General features: G+C 71.5%; 19 protein-coding genes. 4 read left to right on the top strand and 15 right to left on the bottom strand.

The genetic code is table 11. The features are described from left to right. Positions 1 to 32: 32 nt before the first annotated feature. Positions 33 to 614, bottom strand: coding sequence for a hypothetical protein (locus tag AB0E94_RS10975; RefSeq protein WP_360325039.1), 582 nt, complete (start codon positions 612 to 614; stop codon positions 33 to 35). Positions 615 to 740: 126 nt separating this feature from the next. Between AB0E94_RS10975 and AB0E94_RS10970 the strand changes: the two genes are divergently transcribed. Next, a complete protein-coding gene (locus AB0E94_RS10970) occupies positions 741 to 1,109 on the top strand; it encodes a hypothetical protein (RefSeq protein ID WP_360325037.1) in 369 nt (122 codons plus the stop codon). On the opposite strand, the gene AB0E94_RS10965 is transcribed toward AB0E94_RS10970, so the two are convergent. After that, positions 1,097 to 1,939 carry a DUF1028 domain-containing protein gene (locus AB0E94_RS10965; protein WP_360325034.1) on the bottom strand — a complete coding sequence of 281 codons (843 nt, stop codon included), beginning with the start codon at positions 1,937 to 1,939 and terminating at the stop codon, positions 1,097 to 1,099. The genes AB0E94_RS10970 and AB0E94_RS10965 overlap by 13 nt on opposite strands. A 118-nt stretch (positions 1,940 to 2,057) precedes the next feature. Between AB0E94_RS10965 and AB0E94_RS10960 the strand changes: the two genes are divergently transcribed. Further along, entirely contained in the window at positions 2,058 to 2,831 is a 774-nt protein-coding gene (locus AB0E94_RS10960; protein WP_360325032.1) for an endonuclease, read from the top strand. 296 nt (positions 2,832 to 3,127) lie between these two features. Here AB0E94_RS10960 and AB0E94_RS10955 read toward each other — a convergent pair whose 3' ends face one another. The 9 genes from AB0E94_RS10955 to AB0E94_RS10915 form a co-directional block, all read right to left on the bottom strand. After that, entirely contained in the window at positions 3,128 to 3,364 is a 237-nt protein-coding gene (locus AB0E94_RS10955; RefSeq protein ID WP_360325029.1) for a hypothetical protein, read from the bottom strand. Between the two features lie 161 nt (positions 3,365 to 3,525). Continuing rightward, on the bottom strand, positions 3,526 to 6,267 hold the full coding sequence (locus tag AB0E94_RS10950) for an AAA family ATPase (RefSeq protein ID WP_360325027.1): 2,742 nt from the start codon (positions 6,265 to 6,267) through the stop codon (positions 3,526 to 3,528). Between the two features lie 88 nt (positions 6,268 to 6,355). Next, positions 6,356 to 6,916, bottom strand: a complete 561-nt coding sequence (locus AB0E94_RS10945; RefSeq protein ID WP_360325025.1) for a hypothetical protein — start codon at positions 6,914 to 6,916, stop codon at positions 6,356 to 6,358. 10 nt (positions 6,917 to 6,926) lie between these two features. Further along, positions 6,927 to 8,129, bottom strand: coding sequence for an ABC transporter permease (locus AB0E94_RS10940; RefSeq protein ID WP_360325022.1), 1,203 nt, complete (start codon positions 8,127 to 8,129; stop codon positions 6,927 to 6,929). Continuing rightward, positions 8,126 to 8,914: an ABC transporter ATP-binding protein gene (locus AB0E94_RS10935; RefSeq protein ID WP_360325019.1), complete on the bottom strand. Its 789-nt coding sequence runs from the start codon at positions 8,912 to 8,914 to the stop codon at positions 8,126 to 8,128. The genes AB0E94_RS10940 and AB0E94_RS10935 overlap by 4 nt, the downstream gene beginning before the upstream one ends. Further along, positions 8,911 to 10,128 (bottom strand): biotin/lipoyl-binding protein, encoded by a 1,218-nt coding sequence (locus AB0E94_RS10930; RefSeq protein WP_360325017.1) that lies wholly within the window; start codon positions 10,126 to 10,128, stop codon positions 8,911 to 8,913. Before AB0E94_RS10930 ends, AB0E94_RS10935 begins: the two co-directional genes overlap by 4 nt. Positions 10,129 to 10,193: 65 nt before the next feature. Next, the gene (locus AB0E94_RS10925) at positions 10,194 to 11,630 is read right to left on the bottom strand and encodes a HAMP domain-containing sensor histidine kinase (protein WP_360325014.1); all 1,437 of its coding nucleotides are present in this window, start codon (positions 11,628 to 11,630) and stop codon (positions 10,194 to 10,196) included. Further along, on the bottom strand, positions 11,627 to 12,349 hold the full coding sequence (locus AB0E94_RS10920) for a response regulator transcription factor (RefSeq protein ID WP_360325011.1): 723 nt from the start codon (positions 12,347 to 12,349) through the stop codon (positions 11,627 to 11,629). The genes AB0E94_RS10925 and AB0E94_RS10920 overlap by 4 nt, the downstream gene beginning before the upstream one ends. An 84-nt stretch (positions 12,350 to 12,433) precedes the next feature. Continuing rightward, positions 12,434 to 13,654: an efflux RND transporter periplasmic adaptor subunit gene (locus tag AB0E94_RS10915; protein ID WP_360325009.1), complete on the bottom strand. Its 1,221-nt coding sequence runs from the start codon at positions 13,652 to 13,654 to the stop codon at positions 12,434 to 12,436. A gap of 173 nt (positions 13,655 to 13,827) precedes the next feature. Between AB0E94_RS10915 and AB0E94_RS10910 the strand changes: the two genes are divergently transcribed. Continuing rightward, on the top strand, positions 13,828 to 14,472 hold the full coding sequence (locus AB0E94_RS10910) for a hypothetical protein (RefSeq protein ID WP_360325006.1): 645 nt from the start codon (positions 13,828 to 13,830) through the stop codon (positions 14,470 to 14,472). 94 nt (positions 14,473 to 14,566) lie between these two features. Here AB0E94_RS10910 and AB0E94_RS10905 read toward each other — a convergent pair whose 3' ends face one another. The 3 genes from AB0E94_RS10905 to AB0E94_RS10895 form a co-directional block, all read right to left on the bottom strand. Then, positions 14,567 to 15,046: a hypothetical protein gene (locus AB0E94_RS10905; protein WP_360325004.1), complete on the bottom strand. Its 480-nt coding sequence runs from the start codon at positions 15,044 to 15,046 to the stop codon at positions 14,567 to 14,569. 89 nt (positions 15,047 to 15,135) lie between these two features. Then, on the bottom strand, positions 15,136 to 16,368 hold the full coding sequence (locus tag AB0E94_RS10900) for an MFS transporter (RefSeq protein ID WP_360325001.1): 1,233 nt from the start codon (positions 16,366 to 16,368) through the stop codon (positions 15,136 to 15,138). Between the two features lie 197 nt (positions 16,369 to 16,565). Next, positions 16,566 to 17,795 (bottom strand): MFS transporter, encoded by a 1,230-nt coding sequence (locus AB0E94_RS10895; RefSeq protein ID WP_360324998.1) that lies wholly within the window; start codon positions 17,793 to 17,795, stop codon positions 16,566 to 16,568. 74 nt (positions 17,796 to 17,869) lie between these two features. Between AB0E94_RS10895 and AB0E94_RS10890 the strand changes: the two genes are divergently transcribed. Then, on the top strand, positions 17,870 to 18,883 hold the full coding sequence (locus AB0E94_RS10890; protein WP_360324996.1) for a LacI family DNA-binding transcriptional regulator: 1,014 nt from the start codon (positions 17,870 to 17,872) through the stop codon (positions 18,881 to 18,883). Between the two features lie 580 nt (positions 18,884 to 19,463). Here AB0E94_RS10890 and AB0E94_RS10885 read toward each other — a convergent pair. After that, positions 19,464 to 20,177: a class I SAM-dependent methyltransferase gene (locus tag AB0E94_RS10885; protein WP_360324993.1), complete on the bottom strand. Its 714-nt coding sequence runs from the start codon at positions 20,175 to 20,177 to the stop codon at positions 19,464 to 19,466. Positions 20,178 to 20,310 lie beyond the last annotated feature (133 nt).

Raw genomic sequence — 20,310 nt, 5'->3', positions numbered from 1 at the left:
CTGTTGATCCCGGCCCGCACGACGGGCCGGGATCACAGTTTCTCGGCGCAGGCGTAGCCGCCCTCGGGGACGCCGAGCACGGTGGCGCCCAGGTTGAACGCCTCGTCGGTGCGCTCGACCGGGCACTTGCCGCCGATCTGGAAGATCTTGTAGTTGGGTTTGTCGCCGGAGCCGTCGCACGGGGCCTCGGCGACGTTCTTGCCGTCGCCGTGGAGGCAGTCGCCGACCTCGATGATGCCGCCGCCCATGCCCGGGTCGCCGGGGTGCGGCGGTTTCAGGTTGCGGGCGCAGACGTAGGTCTGCGAGGTCGCGCCGGGCAGGCTCACCGCCTGGTCGGTGCCGGGCGGGCAGTCCGGTTTCAGGGTGAACCGCTGGTTGCCCTCGGCGTGGCTGACCTTCGTGACGGTCGCCTGGGCGTCGGGGTCGGTGCAGGCGACCTTGGTCCAGCCGCCGGCGAACTGCGTGATGCAGTCCGACTCCTGCCACGGCCCCGGCAGGTATCTCCCGGACTCGGCCGGCGAATCCGCCGCGGAGTCCGAATACTCCACCCGGACCCCGAAACTACAACCGGACAACAGCATCAGCAGTACGGCGACACTCGCTGACCAACGCATCGGTTCCTCCCGATCGTCACACCCGAGAGCTCCCCGCCAGGCTATAAAGCCCTGTCGATGCCGATCATCGCGGCGGCGCGGGCCAGCAGCAGCGCCTCCGTGACTTCATGTTCTAAGGTCACGTCCATGTCAGCTAAACGTGGACTCATGTTCCAGGCCCTGGCCACCGTGCTGGTGGCCGCCCTCTCCGTGCTGGCATGGGCCGTCTTCCTCGGTCCGGGCAACTCCTACGAGGTCGCGCAGGTCGCCGCCTGCGGGCTCGCCCTGCTGGTCCTGCTGGCCGCCGCCGTGCTGGCCGGTGTCCACCCGGTGCTGGCGTCGGCGGCGCTGACGCTGGCGTTCACCGCCGCCTGGACCCGCAACGCAGCCGCCTCCGACACCACCGGCCTGTACGCCGTCGGCGCCCTCATGCTCCTGGTCGGCCTGACCGTGGGCTGCGCGATCGTGTCCGGCCTGCTGTCCGGTGTCCGGAGCCGCCGCCGTCAGCCGGCCTGAGCCGCCGCTCGCAACTGGGCCAGGACCAGCGGGTCGATGGCGCCGGCCACGATGCGTTCCTCCAGGTTCTCGATGCCGGCCCAGCTCGCCAGGACCTCGTCCAGGTCGGGGCCGGTGTGCCCGGCCTTCTCCAGCCTGGTGCGGACCTCGTCGGCGATGTCGCCGGTGAGCGGGATCAGCGTGGCCGGGTCGGGGCGCTCGAAGTAGAGGGTGTGCAACTCCAGCAGCCGGGCCAGCTCGGTGACCGGGTCCGGGTGGTCGTCGACGCGGAGGTCGGCCAGGACGTCACTGGTTCCGCCGTACCCCATGCCCTTCGCCACCACCAGCAACGCGGCGCTCTGCCGCCCACGCCGGTCACCGCCGGCCAGGTCACCGGCGCGAAGCGCGTCGAGCAGCCGGTACGGCAACCGCGACTGATCGGCGCCGGCCAGCCACGCGGCCTCCATGTCGGCGACCACCTGCGGCCCGGCCAGCATGTTGCCCTGGATCGCGTAGCCGTCCCCGGCGACCCCACCGGCCCACGGATGACACTGGTCGCCGGTGAACGTGGCGCCCGGACCGTCCACGCCGACCACGCCGACCTGCCGGTGCGTGACCGGTCCGCCGTCGCCGGCGATCAGCGCCTGGACCGTGCCGGTCGCGGTCACTCCGGTGCCGAGCAGCGTCAGGGCCTGCGGGCGGTAGGCGAGGTTCGCATACGACTGGGTGGCCACCGCGCCGACGTCGGCGAGAGCGGCCGGGACAGCCGCGCCGACCCCGAGGAACTTGCTGGCCACGGCCACGCCGTGCACGGTCCCGTCCGCGGAACGGGCGACGATCGAGAAGGTCATGCCGAGACGGTAGTACGCGGTACGCCCGTTCGAGGGAGCGGACCGGCGTTTCCGACGGGGTGGAGCGGCTGGCCTTTCTACGCTCGGCACGCTGATATTCGCAGGTGAACGGAGTGCTGTGCGCAAATCGACCTCGCCACGCCGGGTGCTGACGGTGCTCGCCGCCGGGGTGCTCGCCCTGGCCCTGACGCCGGCTCCCGCGCCGGCCGCGGACGCCGACTACTACGACGCGGCGCGTGGGCTGACCGGGGAACGCCTGAAGGACGCCCTGCACGGCATCATCTCGACCGGGGCGACGCCCATCACGTACGAGCGGGTGTGGGACGCCCTCAAGGTGACCGACGAGGACCCGGCCAATCGGGCCAACGTGATCCTGTTCTATTCGGGGTTCAGCCGGTCCAAGGCACTCAACGGCGGCAACGACGGCCAGTGGAACCGTGAGCACGTCTGGCCGAAGTCGCGCGGTCCGTTCGACACCGATCCCGGCCCCGGCACCGACCTGCATCATCTGCGTCCGGAGGACAAGACGGTCAATGGGGACCGGGGCCACCTGGACTTCGATGTCAGCGACAGGCCCTACGCAAGGGCGCCAGGCAACCGGTTCGACGATGACTCCTGGGAGCCGAGGAACGCGGTCAAGGGTGACGTCGCGCGGATGCTCTTCTACATGGCCGTGCGGTATGAGGATCGGGAGCGGGACCTGGAGGTATCCGAAACCGTCCCGTCCAACAGGCCGTCACGGCTGGGTCGGCTGTCGGTGTTGAAGGTGTGGCACGACCGGGATCCGGTGGATGCGTCCGAGCGCCGCCGCAACGAGATCATCTTCGAGCGGTACCAGCACAACCGGAACCCGTTCATCGACCACCCGGAGTGGGTCGACTCGATCTTCTGAGAGCGGATCCGCCGGCGGCCCGAGATCGGGGTCAGCCGGCGGATCAGCCGGCCCGAACCCGCGAAAGCCTTCTGAGCTGCGGGGATGACGGCCGGTTCGCCGAGCGGTGGTGGCCGCTGAACGTGAAGAGACTACGCGTTCAGATGATCACCGCAATCGGCAGGGGTCTTAAGTGATACGGAACACCTCGGTATCGAAGCCTGAGAACGCGGAAACCCCCGGTGCACGAACCGCACACCAGGGGTTTCCGAAGAGGCCGCGCCCAGGGACGGTCCGGGCCGGCCGAGCTGGAGGGATCAGCCGCGGTACGCGGTGTGCAGGGACTCGCTGTAGCGGCGGGTGGCGTCCTGGCGGCTCAGGATGGCGTCGATCTCGGCGGTCTCGGCGGCGCTGTGCCGACCGAGCATCAGGTCGAGTTCGCTGCGTTCCGCGGCGGTGCGGAAAGCGGCCAGCTCGTCGCTGAGGCGGCGGTGGGCGCGGCGCTCGGCGAGACGGTCGGCGACGGCCTTACGGGCATTACGGAGGAACTTCACGGCGAGACTCCTCGACGGATAGTGACGGGGACTCTGACGTGTTCAACGATCCTCCGGCCGTGCGTCATCCCCAAATCCACCAGGTAAAACTCCTGTGCGGAAAGTGATCGCCACCACCGGATTCCGGTAACCCGGGTCACTGTGCGTTGTGGATCCGCTGGTCAGGACGGGTTGGTGATCTCGCCCACGGGAATAACGGTCCCGACCGGCAGGGCCGACAGCAACTGGGTCCGGGAGCGCACACCGAGCTTGCGGTACACCCGGGTCAGCGTGGCCTCGACGGTCTTGACACTCAGGTACAGGCGGGTGGCGATCTCCCGGTTGCTGGCGCCGTCCCGCACCATCCCGGCGATCCGCAGTTCGGTCGACGTCAGGCCCTGGTCGGGAGTGCCTTCGGTACGCGCCAGCGCCCGCTCCGCCTCCAGCAGCCACGGACGGGCCTCGGCCGTACGGAAAAGGGTCGATGCCTCGCCGATCGCCTGCCGTGCGGCCGCGTATCGTCGCCGCCGGCGTTCGGCGCCGGCCACCACCAGCAGGGCGTGAGCCTGCTCGACGGGCTGCCGCAGCAGCTCGAAGTGCCGGGCCGCCGCGTTGGCCAGATCGGCCGCCGTGTCGGCCTGCCCGGACTCGGAGTTGACAATCGCCGCGGCCCGGTGCAGGTAACCGGTGAGCGCCGGGGTGCTGCCCAGCCGCTCGGCGGCCGCCCGGGCCAGCGCGAGCGTGGTCGCCGCCTCGGCGTGCTCGCCGAGGGACGCGAGGGCCGCGGCCAGGTCGGCGCGCCACCTGACGATCATCGGGTCGGAGCTGCCCGCCTCCGCCTCCTGGTCGCGCAGCTGCCGCAACGTGACCACGCCGGCCCGGGTGTCACCGGCCCGGACCTGTGCCTGGCCCAGCGCATGCAGCAGCCGGCGCAGGTAGAGGCTGTCGCCCTCCTGCTGCGACGACCTGATGCCGCGCCTGGCGAATCCGGCGGCCGCTTCCAGGCTGCCGCCGGCCAGTTCGGCGACCGCGGCGGTGTACCAGGTCGGCCCGGGGCTGAGGCCCGCCTCCTGTGCGGCCCGGACCGCGCGGTGGGCGTACCGCAGAGCCTCCTGGCACCGGCCCGCCCTGGTGGCCACCTCGGAGAGGCTGCGCAGCACCTCGACCCGGGCTTCGCCGACCCGGTCGTGCTCGGCGACCGCGAGCAACCGCAGCAGTTCTGCGCGGGCCTCGTCGAGCCGGTCGTCGAAGAGCGCGAACCGGGCGGCCATGTAGTGCGGGCCGTAGTGCAGCCAGTCGGGCGCCGGTGGGGCGGGCAGCGCCATCGCCCGGTCCAGGGTGTCCTGCCAGCGGTCCTCGCCGCGCACCCGCTGGAGCTGCGCCTGCATGGTCAGCGCCATCGCCTCGATCGTCAGGTCGCCACTGAGCCGGGCGGCCTCCTCGGCCCGGCGGGCCTCGTCGGCGCCGGCGTCCAGGTCGCCGACCAGGAACGCGGCCCAGGTCAGCCGCAGCCGCACCGGCGCCGCGAGCACCGGGTCGTCGCCGGCTTCGGCGAGCGCGGCGGCGAACGTCTCGCCCATCTCGGCGAGCGCCTGGCCGGCCAGGTCGAGCAGCACCAGCCGGGCCCGGACCCGGTGCCCGGCCGGGGCGTCGGCGGCCAGGACGGCCTCGGCGGCCCGGCCGGCCAGCGCCGGTGAGCCGCCGGTGATGGCCGTGCGGGCGGCGGTGACCAGCCAGTCGAGACGGTCCGCGGACCGGTCCGGCGGGCAGCGGTCGGCGGCGAGAAGGTACAGCTCGGCGGCGGTGCGTTCGGCGCCGCGCTGCGCGCAGCGGCCGGCCGCGGCGGCCAGGTCGGCGGCCACTGCGGCGTCCGGGCGGGCGGTGCGCAGCGCCTGCTGGCGAAGAGCCTCGACCGGGTCGTACGCGGCCGCGGCGAGCCCGGCATGGACACGGCTCCGGTCGGCCGCCGGAGTCTCCTCGGCGAGCACCTGGCCCAGCATCGGCGGCGTGAACCGGATCCGCTCCCCGGACACCTCGATCACCCCGGCGGCGACGGCGACCCGCAGCTCACGGGCGGCGTCGTCGCGGCCGGCGCGCAGCATCAGCCCGATCGTCGGCTCGGTGGCCAGCGCCGCGGTGAGCAGCGTCTCGGCCACGTCGGCGGGGAGCAGCGCGAGCCGTTCGCGGGCCATCTCGCGGACCGTCTCGGGCAGCGGGGCCGGCCGCCAGGACGGTCCGCGGGCGACGGCGCCGCCGAGCTCCAGGGCGAGGAACGGGTTGCCGCCGCTGGCCCGGTGCAGCTGGCTGGCGGTCCGGCAGGGCAGCCCGTGGGATTCGAGCAGGGCGGTCAGATCGTCCGGGGACAGCGGCGCAACGGCCAGCTCGACCGCCGGGGCCGGGCAGAGCCGGATGGCGCGGGACGGGCCGGGGCGGCGCTCGGCGGCGACCATCCGGACCCGGGCGCCTGGTCGCCGCCGCATGGCGAAACCGATCAGCTCGGCCGACTCGGGGTCGAGCCACTGGGCGTCGTCGAGGACGATCAGGACCGGCCCGGTACGCGCGCAGTGCGCCAGCAGCTCGGGCAGGACGAGCCGCCGGGCCAGGGCCGGCACGCCGGTGCGGGACGGCCGGCCCTGACGCATTGCGGCGAGCGAGTGCCGTGGCGCGGGGGCCAGGGCGGCGACCGCCTCGGCCGGGATCTGGCGGAGGAGGTCGGCGATCCCGGCGTAGGCCAGAACCCGCTCGCCCCGGGCCGGGCGCAGGCGCAGGACCAGCTCGCCCCGGGCCGTGGCCTGGTCGGCGACGGCGTCGAGCAGCGCGGTCCGGCCGATGCCGGGCGGGCCCTGCAGGGCGACCCCGCCGCCGGCGGAGAGCCGGGCGTCGATGGCCGCGAGCAGGGCCTCCCGGCCGTGCAGAGAGGGCACTTGGCTCTCACCCCCTAGATCTGAAGTGGTCAGCCTAGGAACAGAGACGCACACCCATCAATAAGTTCGCGGGTATGTCACACCTGGGTCATTTCGTGGCGGTCACCGAGGTCGCGGTGACCGATCCGTCGTCGGCGGTCGCCCCTTCGACAGTGATCGATTGACCGGCCTTGACGTCGGCGAGCTTGCCCTTCGTCGCGGTTTTGACGGTGGTCGATCCGTCGGTCTTCACGGTGACGACCGTGCCGTCCTCGGTCTCCACGTAGATGGTCTTGCCGTTGACCAGCTTGACCTTCCCGGTGGTGCCCACGGCGGCAGCCGTCGTGGTGCCCGCCGATCCCTGGCCGCCGAAGCCGCCGGGGGCGCCGCTGGCGCTCAGCCCGCCCGGGAAGTTGCCGCCACCTCCGCTTCCCCGCATCCCGCCGCTGGGGAAGCCGCCGGCCGCGCTGGTGGTGCTGGTCCCCCACTGCTTCTGCGCCTGCACCCCGCCGAGGAAGCCGCCCATCAGCAGCACCGCCACCCCGAGGCCGACGGTGCCCTTGTTCCACCACTTCTTCGGCGCGGCCGCCGCCAGCTCGGCGGAGAGGCCGTCGCGGTCCGGTTCGTCGATCTTGGTGATGATCGCGGTCTCGTCGTTCATCGTCGTCATTGCTGGGTCCTCACTCGTAGCGCAGCGCGTCGATGGGACGCAGGCGGGCGGCGCGGGCGGCGGGCAGGCCGCCGAAGAACAGGCCGATCGCGATGGACACGCCGACGGCGTACCCGATCGAACTGGGCACGATCACCGGTTTCACCCCGACGATCTCGAACTGGCTCCCGATCAGGGCGGCGGCCACCCCGAGGGCGCCGCCCAGCACACTCAACAGACTCGCCTCGATCAGGAACTGGGTCAGGATGACCCGGCGGGGCGCGCCGAGGGCCTTGCGGATGCCGATCTCCCGGGTCCGCTCGGTCACCGTCACGAGCATGATGTTGGTGATGCCGATGCCGCCGACCAGCAGGCTGATCGCGGCCACCGCCCCGAGCAGGGTGGTGAACGTGTCGGCGGTCTCGGTCTGGGTCTCCAGCAGCGAGGACGCGTTCTGGATCCGGTACGGCGTGCTGGTCGACGACGAGTCGACGTCCAGCTTCTGGTTGAGGATCGTGGACACCTCGGACTGGGCGGCGTCCACTTTGTCCGGGTCGGTGGCCTCCACGATGATCGAGGTGAGCGCGCCGTACCCGGTGAGCACCTGCTGCACCGCGGTGAGCGGGGCGACCGCGGTGTCGTTGGAGTCGTTGAAGCCGGTGGAGCTCTTCTCCGCCAGCACCCCGACGATGGTGAACAGCGCGCCGCCGACGGTGACCTGCTTGTCGATCGGGTCGACACCGGGGAACAGCTCCTCGGCGACGGTCTGCCCGATCACCACGACCCGCCGGCCCTGGTCGACGTCGTCCTCAGTGAACGCCGAGCCCCGCCCGACCGGGGTGGTGGAGGCGGCGAACCAGGACGGTGTGGTGCCGACGAAGGTGGCCACCGAGTGGTCGGTGCCCTCGTAGGTCATCGTCGCCGACGACGAGCTGACCACCGGCGACACCGACTTGACGTCCGGCGCCAGCTCCGGGTCGATCAGCGCGTCGGCCATGTCCTTGGTGAGGGCGGTGCTGCTGGATCCGCCGCGACCGGTGCTCATCACGGTGATGGTGTTGGTGCCGAGCGCCTCGATCCGGTCGCTGATCGTCTTGGCCGAGCCGTTGCCGACCGCGACGAGCAGGATGACCGCGGCGACACCGATCAGGATGCCGAGCATGGTCAGTGCGGAGCGCAGCTTGTTGGCCGACAGGCCGCGCAGCGAGAAACGGACTACCTCGAAGAAGTTCACTGGGAGTGTCGCCCTCCGGAGTACACCGCGGCGCGCCCGGCCGGTGGCTGATAGGAGTGGCCCGCCGGATGCGGGCCGACCGGCGGCAGGTGGATCGGCGACTGCCGGACGTCGGTGACGATCGCGCCGTCGACCAGGCGGATCAGCCGCTTGGCACGGGCGCCGACCTCGTCCTCGTGCGTGATGATCACGATGGTCCGGCCGGCGGTGCTCAGGTCGTCGAAGACCTGGAGCACGTCGTCGGTGGACTTGGAGTCCAGGTTGCCGGTGGGCTCGTCGGCGAGCAGCAGCGCCGGTTCGGTGACCAGGGCCCGGGCCACCGCGACACGCTGCTGCTGGCCGCCGGAGAGCTGGTTGGGCTCGTGACCGCCACGGTCGGCCAGGCCCACCACGTCGAGGGCCTCCATGGCGCGCCGGCGGCGCTCCTTCGGTTTCACCCCGGCGTACGCCAGCGGCAGCTCCACGTTCGCCACGGCCGTCGTACGCGGAATGAGGTTGAACGACTGGAAGATGAACCCGATGAGCCGGTTCCGGGCGAGCGCCAGCTGCCCGTCGGACAGCTTGCTCACGTCCACGCCGTCCAGCAGGTACTGCCCGGAGGTGGGGATGTCGAGCGCGCCGAGGATGTTCATCAGGGTCGACTTGCCGGAGCCGGACGAGCCCATGATGGCCACGTAGTCGCCGCGGTGCACGGTGGCGGAGACCCCGCGCAGCGCGTGCACCGTCGCCTCGCCCTGGCCGTAGATCTTCTTCAGGTCGGTGACCTGGAGCACCGGCTTGCTCATTGACGCCTCCCGCCGCCGCCGGGGGCCGCCCCGCCGCCACCGGTGAGGCCACCGCCGCCGAACCCGGTTCCGCCGCCCGGGAATCCGCCGCCACCCTGCTGGGTGCCGCTGCCCGTACTCGTCGAGGTGGTCTTGACGACGACCTGCTCGCCTGCGGTGAGCCCGGAGGTGACCTCGGTGGCGCTGTCGCCCTCCAGGCCGATCTCCACCGACCGGTTCTCCTGGACGCCGCCCGCGACCACGGTGACCGTGTGCCGGTTGCCGACCGAGGTGATCGCGGCCGCGTTGACCAGGACCACGTTCTCCTTGGAGCCGGTGGTGACCGAGACCGAGACGGTCTGGCCGACCTTGGCGCCGGTGGGCACCTTGTCCAGGGAGAGGGTGACGCCGTAGGTGACCACACTGTTGGAGGTGGTCGCGGACGGGTCGATGGCGGCGACCTTGGCGCTCTGCGAGGTGCCGCTGAGCGCGTTCCAGGTGACCGTGGCGACCTGGCCGTCCTTGAGGCTGGTGGCGTCCGCCTCGGCGAAGCTGGCCGACACCTGCATCTTGGTGAGGTCGGCGATCTCGACGAAGCCGCTGCTGCTTGACGATGTCGAGGAGCTCGACGAGCCACCACCGGCCGAGGAGCCGCCGCCTGAGGAGGAACCGGAGCTCGACGAGCTGCTTCCGGAGGCCGAGCCGCCGAGCGTGCCGTTGACCGCGGTGACCGTGCCGGCCATCGGGGCGGTCAGGGTGGTGCCCTCGACCGCCGCCTCGGCCTCGTCGACCGCGAGGTTCGCCTCGGTCACCTGGTTCTCGGCGTCGGAGGTGTCCGAGCCGGCGTCCTCGGCGCGGTCCAGGGAGTCCTGGGCGGCGTCCAGGTCGGCCTCGGCGGCGTCCAGTGAGCGCTGCGCGGCGGCCGGGTCGACCTTGGCCAGGACCTGGCCCTTCTTGACCTTGTCACCGACCTTGACGCTGATCGAGGTGACCGTGCCGCTGGTCTCGAAGGTGGCGCTGGCGGTGCTGGCGCTCTCCAGCGTGCCGTCCGCGGTGGCGGTCTTCGTCACCGTGCCCTGCTGGACGGTGACAGTTCGCTCGGAGGCCGTCGCGGCCGTCGCCCCGTCGTCGGTTCCGGAAAATGTCTCGTACACCGTATAGGCCCCGGCGACGAGCACTACGCCGATCACGGCGTTGACCACCAACGACGGGTGGCGGCTCAGACGTACCTTCATGGCGCACACTCTGGAGCTACGGGCTATGAGGAGCTTCGGCGCAACCTGGGAGCCACCTCAAAACCTCACACGGAGTCACCGACCGCAGGCAACGCCACACGGAACGTGGCCCCGCCGCCCGGGGTCTCCAACAGCTCCACCCGGCCGGCATGCTGCTGCACGATGGCCGCCACGATCGCCAGGCCCAGCCCGGAACCGCCGCCCTTGGCCCGGGAACGGCTCGAATCGGCCCGGTAGAGCCGCTCGAAGACGCGCGCCGCGTGCTCCGGCGGCACCCCCGGGCCGTCGTCACACACCGCGAGCACCGCGTCGTCGCCGTCCAGCCCGACCCGGACCGTCACCGTGGTGCCGTCCGGGGTGTGGCTCAGCGCGTTCGCCACCAGGTTCGTCACCACCTGCCGCAACCCGTGGTCGTCGCCCAGCACGGTGGCCGGTTCGAAGGTGTCCTCGAAGTCGCTGAGCCCGGCCAGCAGCACCTGACGGCCGGGCATCCGGGCGTGCGCGTCCCGGATGGTGTCCGCCGCGATCTCCAGCAGGTCGATCCGCCGCAGGTCGAGGGTGCGGTGCTGGTCCATCCGGGCCAGCCGCAGCAGGTCCTCGACCAGCACCGCCATCCGCGCCGACTCGGCCTCGATCCGGCCCATCGTCTCGTCCAGCTGCGGGCCGGGCGGGGCACCACCCCGGCGGTACAGCTCGGCCCAGCCGCGGATCGAGGTCAGCGGGGTACGCAACTCGTGCGAGGCGTCCGCGACGAACTGCCGCAGCCGGTGCTCCGAGGCGGTACGCGCGTCGACCTCCCCCTCGATCCGGGTGAGCATCGCGTTCAGGGCGAGACCGAGGCGGCCCGGTTCGGTGTGCGGGTCGGTGCCGGGGACCCGGCCGGACAGGTTGCCGCCGGAGATGTCCGCGGCGACCGCCTCCATCTCGGTGAGCGGCCGCAACCCGATCCGCACCACGAACGCGGCGCCGAAGGCCAGCGCGGTCAGTACCAGCATCAGGACGCCGGCGTCGATCAGCATCAGCTGCTGGGTGGTCTGCTCGACCTCGTCCAGCGACGTGCCGATCACCGCGAACGAGCCGCTGTCACCTCGTTCGACGGCGATCATCCGCCAGTCCGCGCCGTCGGTCGAGACCGTGTAGGGCGTACGCGTGACGGCCTGCGCGGCAGCCTCCTCCAGGGACGGCACCGCCGGGCGCACGTCGCTGGCGGTGTCGCTGCGGCTGGTGTCCAGCGTGCCGTCCGCGTCGATGAAGTAGATGACCTGGTCGGGGCCGATGACACGACCGCGGCCGCCGCGCGGGACGAAGCCGCCGTTCGGGCTGGGCGAGAACTCCGACATCGGCCGGCTGATCCCGATCAGCTGCTCGTCGATACGGTCTTCCAGGTAGCGCTGGATCAGCAGCACCCCGACCACGTTGGCGACGATCAGCGCCACGCCGGAGAGCACCCCGACGACCAGGACGAGCCTGGATTTGAGAGTCCAGTACCGCCACGGGATCAATCGTCGCTTCGGGGCAGCCTCAACGCGTACCCCACCCCCCGCACCGTGTGGATCAAGGGCGGATCGGTCTTGTCGATCTTTCGGCGCAGGTAGTAGACGTAGGACTCCACGATCCGGCCGTCGCCGCCGAAGTCGTACTTCCACACCCGGTCCAGGATCTGTGCCTTGCTGACCACCCGGCCCGCGTTGATCATCAGGTACCGCAGCAGGTTGAACTCGGTCGGGGACAGCTCGATCAGCCGGCCCGAGCGCCGCACCTCGTGCGCGTCCTCGTCCAGTTCCAGGTCCGCGTACCGCAGCACCCCGGTGTCCTCTTGCGGCTCCTCCGGCTGGCTGCGGCGCAGGATCGCGCGTATCCGTAGCACGACCTCCTCGAGACTGAACGGCTTGGTGACATAGTCGTCCGCGCCGGCTGACAGCCCCAGGATGCGATCCTCCACCGCGTCACGGGCGGTGAGGAACAGGACCGGAACCTGGTGGCCGGCGGCCCGCAGCCGCCGTGCCACCTCGATCCCGTCGACGTCCGGGAGCATCACGTCCAGGACGATCAGATCCGGCTCGAATTCCTGCACCGCCACGAGGGCGCCGTGTCCGGTCTCGGCCACGCGGACGTCGAAGGCGACCAGCCGCAGCGTCGCGCTGAGCAGCGCGGAGATGTTCGGCTCGTCGTCGACGACCAGGACCCGGAAGGGCCGGGCCGCGGCGTCAGTGAGGGTCACGGGACCTCGGGTTTCGGAAAGCACCGTACAGAACTATCAGCGTTTTCTTTGAATGACCTATGAACGGGTGGAGAGGATCCTGCCTTACCAGGACTTCGCGACCTGGTCGCCCTCGGTGATCCCGGAGGCGATCTCGGTGTACTGGTCGCCACGCAACCCCAGTTTGACCTGGGTTTCGACGCCGTCCTTGAGGACGGTGCCGCTGTCCCCGGACACATCGTGCACCGCCGTGCTGGGCACCCGCAGCACATCATCCTTGCTGCCGGTTGTCACCCGTACGTTGGCGCTCTGCCCGACGAGCAGCTCGTCCGGCGCGTCGTTGAAGGAGAGCACCACACCGAACCGGGTGAGCGTGCCGTCGCTGGTGCCGACCGGGTCGACCTGCACCACTGTCGCGTCGAACGTCTCGCCGGGCCGGTCGGCGAGGGTGATCACCGCTTTCTGGGTGACCTCCAGGTGGTCGGCGTCGGCCTCCGGGAAGTCGGCGCTGATCTGCATGTCGTAGATGTCGGCCAGGGTGATGAAGGTGGAGCCGGACTTGGCGGTGCTGCCCACCTTGCCGCTCACCGAGATGATCTTCCCGGCGATCGGCGCCTTGATGGTGGCCCCCTCCAGGTTCTCCTCGGCCTCCTCCAGCGCCACCTCGGCCGCGTTGACCCGCTGCTGAGCGCTGAGGATGGCGTCGCCGCTGCTGGAGCCGCCGCCGCGAGTCGAGCCGGAGCCGCCGGTGGACGACGTGGAGCAGGTCTTCGTGGCCGTGGCGCGCGGCTTCGACGTCGTCTTCGAGGGCGTCGGGGACGCCGTGGCCGACGGAGAAGCCGACGCCGATGGGGACGCCGAGACCGAAGCACTCGGCGAGACCGAGGTGTAGGCCGCCGCCACATTGCAGCCTTCGGACCCCGAAGAGGTGGAGGTGGCAGCCGACTCGGCTTCCTCGAGGGAGTCATAGGCGTCCGACAGGGTGGTCGAAGCGTCGTCGACCTTCTCCGCCGCGTCCGCGTCGTCGACGGTGGCCAGCACCTGCCCCGCGGTCACCGTGTTGCCGGCCCGCACCTTGATCGTCTCCACCTCGGCCGACACCGCGAACGACAGGCTCCGCGTCTGCGCCGCCTGCAACGTGCCGGTGGTGGCGACCTCGGTGGTCACCGCCCCCTTGTCGGCCGCGACGAGCTCGGCCGCCTTCGACTCCTCCTGCGCCGCGCCGGCCGTCAGCGCACGCACCACGCCGAAGGCGATCAACGCGAGCACGACGACCGCCACGGCGAGCCAGATCAAACGCCGGCGACCGGCCAGTGCAACACCCATGGTCGCCGAGTGTGGCGATCAGTCCTCGCCGCGGGCTCGGTCCTACCTGGGAGTTCGCTCGGAGCACCGAAACGTGTTCTTAGGTAACTCCTAGGATCGTCCGACCTTGTGCACAGGTGCGGCCGCTTTCCTTCACACGTCCCCGCACCAGTGCCGATTTAAGGAGATTCCCCGTGCCGGTGATCAGTTCGAAGGCGCCCCGCCGCGCCGTAGCCGTCGTCGCGGTCTCGGTCGCCATGCTCTTCTCGGCGGCGTGCGGCTCGGACGAGGCGACCACGGACAACAGCGGCACCACGGGCCAGAACGGCGGAGGCAACACGGCGTTCGCGGCCTACACCGAATGTCTCAGCAAGAACGGCGTCACCATCACCATGCCGTCCGGCGGTCCCGGCGGCGGCATGGGCAACGGCGGCGCCCGCCCGTCCGGCGCCCCGGACGGAGCCGGCTTCCCCTCGGGCGCGCCCGACGGGGTCCGCCCGTCCGGCCAGCCCCGGCCGCAAGGCAGCGGCGGCACCCGTGGTGGCGGCGGCTTCCCCGGCGGTGGCGGCGCCTTCAGCAAGCCCGAAGGTGTCGACGACGCGACCTGGACGAAGGCTCAGGAGGCCTGCGCGTCGCTGCGCCCGAGCATGGGCGCCGGCCGCGGCAACGGCGGCAACGGCAACGGTGGTGGCGGCCGCGGCGCGAACGCCGCCTACGAGAACTGCCTGAAGGAGAACGGCGTCACCGACACCGCGAACCCGGACACCTCCGACGCCACGGTCAAGAAGGCCGTCGAAACCTGCTCGGTCCTCAAGCCCACCGCCACCGCGGCCTCCTGAGCAGGCCCGACACCAGGACCCCGTGCCGGCATCGCTGCCCCCCGTCGATGCGATGCCGGCACGGTGACACGCGGCCGCCGGGCTGGTTGCCCACTCACCGCCGGACGCGCGGCCGGGCCGTGTCCAGCACGTCCTGAATCAGCCGGCGGTCGGTCCCGGCCATGAAGACCGCGTACTCACCGGCGAACACGTACCCCGACCAGGTGCCGTCCTTGCCCTGGTGGATGCCGGGCCCGTACGCCGGGTCGAACGTCGCCTCCAGGTAGAAGACGAGCCCACTGGTGACCCGGCACGCCGGCGCGCCGGCCGGTTGCCACCGCACGGCCTCGAACTCGCACTCCTTGGTATCCACCCGCACCCAGTCCCCGGGCACGTCCACCCGCACCCCCGAATACTCGATGGTCTGCCACCCGTCCGGCGCCCGAGACCCCGGGATCGTGGATGGCTGCACGGATGCGGCAGGCGCCGACGCGGACGGGCCGGTCACGCTGGGCCGTTCCGAGGTGCACCCGGCGGCGACCACGGCGAGAACGGCGAGGAACAGGGCAGCACGCGAAGCGCCGATGAAAGTCATGCTGTTTCCGACGCCCGCCGACGGGGCCGAGTTCCGATCAGCGCCCCTGCCCCGTCGGGATGATCACAACGCCGGTGTCCGGACCGCGCTCAGACCAGGACCGGCTCCCCCACCGCCTCGGCAGACGCCGGACGCCGGTCGAGGCGGAAACTGAGCAGCGCCAGCAGCAGCCCCGCAAACGACAGGGCGATGCCCAGCCAGGCCGACGCGAGATAACCCCACCCGGCCGCGATGACAGTTCCGCCGAGGGCGGCCCCGATGCTGTTGGCGATGTTCAGTGACGACTGGTTGACCGCCGCGCCCATCAACTGTGCCCCGGGCGCCACCGTGATCAGCCGCGACTGGAGCGCCGGAACGATGAACAGGCTGGCCGCCCCGACCAGGAACGCGCCGACCACCAGCCCGGCCGGATGTCCCGCGGTCAGCGCGAAGAACGCCACCGAACCGATCAGCCCGCCGAACCCGAACAGCACACTGCGCCGCAGGTCACGGTCGGCGGCCACGCCGCCGAGCGCGATGCCGACGGTCATGCCGAGCCCCATCGCCGCCAGCACCCACGGGATCGTCGACTCCTCGAGGCCGGCCACGTGCGTGGTGATCGGGGCGACGTAGCTGTTCACCGCGAAGAACCCGCTGGTGCCGACGGCGACGGCCAGGGCGACGAGCCAGACCTGCGGCGAGCGGAAGGCCTGCAGTTCGGCGCGAGGTGATCCGCCGGTCGGGGCATCCGTCGACGGTACGGTCGTGAGCACCGCGACCAGGCTGAACGCGAACACGGCCGCCACCGCCAGATATGCCGCCTCCCATCCGCGCGACTGCCCGAGCACCGTGATCAGCGGAACCCCGATCAGGTTGGCCGCGGTCAGCCCGCCGATGACGATCGACACGCCTTTGCCGTGGTTGCCCGGCCCGAGGATGGTGGCCGCGAGAATGCCGGCCGCCCCGAAGTACGCCCCGTGCCCGAGCGCCGCGACGAACCGGGCGGCCAGCACGAGCTCGAAGGTGGGCGCGAGCGCGGACGCGGCGGTCCCGGCCACGAACAGCACGAGCAGCCCGACGACGAGCCGCCGCCGGGGCACCCGGGTGGTCAGCACGGCGATGGTGGGCGCGCCCACGACGACCCCGAGCGCGTAGATCGTGATCATCCACCCGGTCTGCGCGAGCGCGTCCGGAACCGAGGCCGCATACGTCCCGGGCAGCAGGTCACGTGCCATGTCGGGAAGCAGCCCCATGGCGACGAACTCGGTCAGCCCGAGCCCGAACCCGCCCAGCGACAGCGCGATGAGCGCGGCCCAGCGGCGCCCGGAGTTCAGTGTGTCCACCCCCGCACCCTAGAACGTTCTAGTCCCATCGTGAATAGAACGTTCTAGTAATCACAGCCACCCGCCGGCCGTCGCCCAAAGCGGTATTGCAGTGCGTTTGACCACCGTGAGCGACGGCCGACCGGCAGGCCCGACCGCCAGCCGTCGCCTACGGCGGTATTGCGGTGCGTTTGACCGTTGTGAGCGACGGCCGGCGGTCAGGCCGGGACCGGCTCGGGGGCCGCGGCCGGGGTAGGCGCCGGGGCGGGACGCAGGCTGCGGAGCGCGAGCAGCAGACCGGCCGCGGCCAGGACGGCGCCGATCCACACCGGTGACACGTATCCCCAGCCGGCCGCGATGGCGGCGCCACCGAGGGCCGCGCCCAGGCTGTTGGCGACGTTGGCCGCGGACTGGTTGACCGCCGCGCCCATCAGCTGGGTTCCGGGCGCGGACTCGATCAGGTGCGACTGGAGCGCCGGCCCGATGAACGCGCTGGTCACCCCGACCAGGAACGCGGCCGGGAAGAGCGCGGCCGGATGGGCGGCGGCGATCCCGAAGACGACGACCGCGGCGACGACGGCCCCGAACCCGTACCTGATGGTCTTGCGCAGGTCGCGGTCGGCGGCCGCCCCGCCGAGCGCGATGCCGACGGTCATGCCGAGCCCCATCAGCGCCATCACGTAGGGCACGGCGCTGTCCGGCAGCCCGGCCACCTGGGTGGTGATCGGCGCGATGTAGCTGTTCACGGCGAAGAACCCGGCGGTGCCGACCGCCACGACGGCGGACGCCAGCCACACCCGCGGCGAGCGGAAGGCACGCAACTCGGCGCGCGGCGAGCCGCCCGGGGCGGCGGCGACGGTGGGCACGGTCGCGAGCACGGCCAGGAGGCTGAGAGCGAAGATCAAGGACACGATGAGGTACGCCGTACGCCATCCGTGGCTCTGCCCGAGGCTGGTGACCAGTGGCACCCCGAGCAGGTTGGACGCGGTCAGGCCGCCGAGCACGATGGCGAAGCCTTTGCCCTGGTTGCCGGGGCCGAGGATGCGCCCGGCCAGGATCGCGGCCGCGCCGAAGTACGCGCCGTGGGCGAGGGCCCCCACGAACCGCCCGGCCAGGACCAGCTCGAACGTGGGCGCTGCGACTGACAGCAGGGTGCCCACGAGGAAGAGCCCGAGCAGCCCGAGCACGAGCTTCTTCCGGGGCAGCCGGGCGGTGAGCGCCGCGATGGTGGGCGCGCCGGCCACGACACCAAGCGCGTAACTGGTGATCATCCAGCCGGCCTGGGCAACGGCGTCCGACGGCGCGGCGGCGTATTCGGCGGGCAGCAGGTCGCGAGCCATCTCGGGCAGCAGGCCCATGGCGGAGAACTCGGTCAGGCCGAGCCCGAAGCCGCCGAGGGAGAGCGCGAGCAGGGCGGCCCAGCGACGGCCGGGGGTGAGAGTGTCCACTCCCAGGATCCTAGAACGTTCTAGTTGCCATGTCGGTAGAACGTTCTAGTTGTCACACCCCGTACCATCGCGGCATGCGTTCAGGGGAGCGGCGGATCACGCTCGCCGACGTCGCGGCCGAGGCCGGGGTGTCGGTGGCGTGTGTGTCGATCGTGATGCGGGGCGCGCCGGGCGCCGGGGAGTCCACCCGCGAGCGGGTGCTGAAGGTCGCGCAGGAGCTCGGCTACCGGCCGGACAGCCGGGCCCGCCTGCTGCGCAGCGGCCGCAGCCGGCTGCTCGGGGTGGTCTTCGACGTGCGGCACCCGTTCCATCACGACCTGCTCACCGGGCTCTACGACGCGGCGGGCGCAGCCGGTTACCAGCTCACCCTGAGCGCGGTGACACCGAGACGCGGCGAGCGTACGGCCGTCGGCGACCTGCTCCAGGACCGGTGCGAGGCGATCGTCCTGTTCGGGGGCAACATGCGCTCGTCCGAACTGGCGTCGATCGCGGCCCGCCTGCCGGTGGTGGCGATGATGCGCAGCGCCCGCCGCAAGGACGTCGACGTGGTGCACAACGACGACGCGCTCGGCTCCCACCAGGCCGTCGACCACCTGGTCTCGCTGGGGCACCAGCGGATCGCACACGTGGACGGCGGCACCGTGCACGGCTCGGCCGAGCGGCGCGCCGGCTACCAGGAGGCGATGCGCCGGCACGGCCTGGCCGAGCACATCCGGGTGGTGCCGGGTGGCGCGGCCGAGGAGGACGGCGCCCGGGCCGCCGAGAAACTGCTGGTGGACCCGCCGACCGCGGTGACCGTGTTCAACGACCTGAGCGCCACCGGCCTGCTCGACGTGGTGCGCCGCAACGGCCTGAGCGTCCCCGGCGACCTGAGCGTCGTCGGTTACGACGACACCAGCCTGAGCCGCCTGGCCCACATCGACCTGACCACGATCGGCCAGGACATCGACGGCCTCGCCGCCCGAGCCATCGAACGCGCGGTGGAACGCATCGAGGGCACCCCGTCCGGCCCCCGGGCCGTGATCATCCCGCCCCGCCTGGTGGTCCGCACCACGACCGGCACCCCGTCCGGCCCGGCAGGCCGCTGATCAACTTCACACCTCACCGGCCACGGACTCCGTCACCCGAGCCGGATAGGCGATCCCGGCCGTGCTCGTCCCACAGATCGTGTGACGTTGCGGTTGCCCGGAAAGGTGCTTCAAGGCTTTCGCCGTGTCCGCGGTCAAACCTCTGCCGTGCGACGTTTTCCCGCCCAGCCTTCGGGCTGTCGCACCGGTCACGCACGCAACTGAGGCGCCCAGCCGATGACCGAAATATCCTATTCGCAATAGAATAGCGCCCCAGCCAGCCCTGTAGATCTTGCACGGTTCTCCACCTTCGCAGCGATCTTGCACGGTTCTTCACGTTTGGGAGTGGCTTTTCGTGCAAGATCCACTGCGCCGGGGAGATCTTGCAGCCTTCTTCCCGTCGGGACGCGCAAAAGGCTGCAACATCGGCGCGAGCGTGAAAACTCGTGCAAGATCCACGAGCGGCGAGCGGCGAGCGGCGAGCGGCGAGCGGCGAACGACGAATGGCGAACGGCGAACGGCGAACGACGAACGGCGAACGACGAGCGGCAACCTCACAAGGTCGCGGCAGGGAACCCAGACCTCGACCGCGAAGGGTGTTCTAGCGGCGGCGGGTGGCGACAGTCAGGTGGGTGCCGGCCGGGATTCGGACGGTGAGCAGGCGCGTGTCGGTGGCCAAGGTGTCCTCGACCCGCTGGACGGCTGCGCGGTGTTCGGAATCGGTGTAGCGGGACAGGTCCATGTCGTCGACGATCAGGACTCCGCCGGGGGCCAGGGCGTTCAGGGTCAGGTCGAGACCGGTCCATTTGCCGGCCACCGCGTCGGCGAAGATCAGGTCGAACCGGCCGAGCCCGGGCAGGAGGGCTGCGGCGTCGCCTTCGAGGATCTCGGTCCAGGACGGCCACGGCGAGTCCCGGAAGGCGGTGACCAGGACCGGGTCGAGTTCGACGGTGGTGAGGGTGGCGTCGTCGCGACCGGTCAGGCCGCTGGCCAGCCAGGCGGTGCCGATGCCGGCACCGGTGCCGAGCTCCAGGATTCGGCCGCCCGGCGCGACCCCAGCGGCGAGGACGGCGAGCAGGGGGCCAACCGGTTCTTCGCAGGACATGCCGAATCCCAGCCGTTCGGCCCGGTGATGCGCACGGGCGACCAGATCAGGAACCCGGGATGCGCGGTCAACCAGGTCGGAGACCTGCGGCGCCTGGGCGACCGGATCAGATCCATCCGGCGATCGGGCGACCGGATCAGATCCATCCGGCGATCGGGCGGCCGGATCGGGACCCTGCTGTGCTCCGGCGACCGGTTCGGGTGTGCTCATACGGCCGATGGTTCCCGGGCTCCCGCGCCGTGGGCAACCGGTTTCAGGGCTACGCCGCGGGCAACCGGTTTCAGCGCCGCGCCGCAGGCAACCAGCTTCGGTGCCGCGCGCGGGCAACCAGCTTCGGTGCCGC

This window comes from Actinoplanes sp. NPDC026670, from assembly GCF_040638175.1.
Classification (GTDB): domain Bacteria; phylum Actinomycetota; class Actinomycetes; order Mycobacteriales; family Micromonosporaceae; genus Actinoplanes.
The sequence above is the reverse complement of the archived record's forward strand: the minus strand, read 5'-3'. Positions and strand labels throughout refer to the sequence as shown.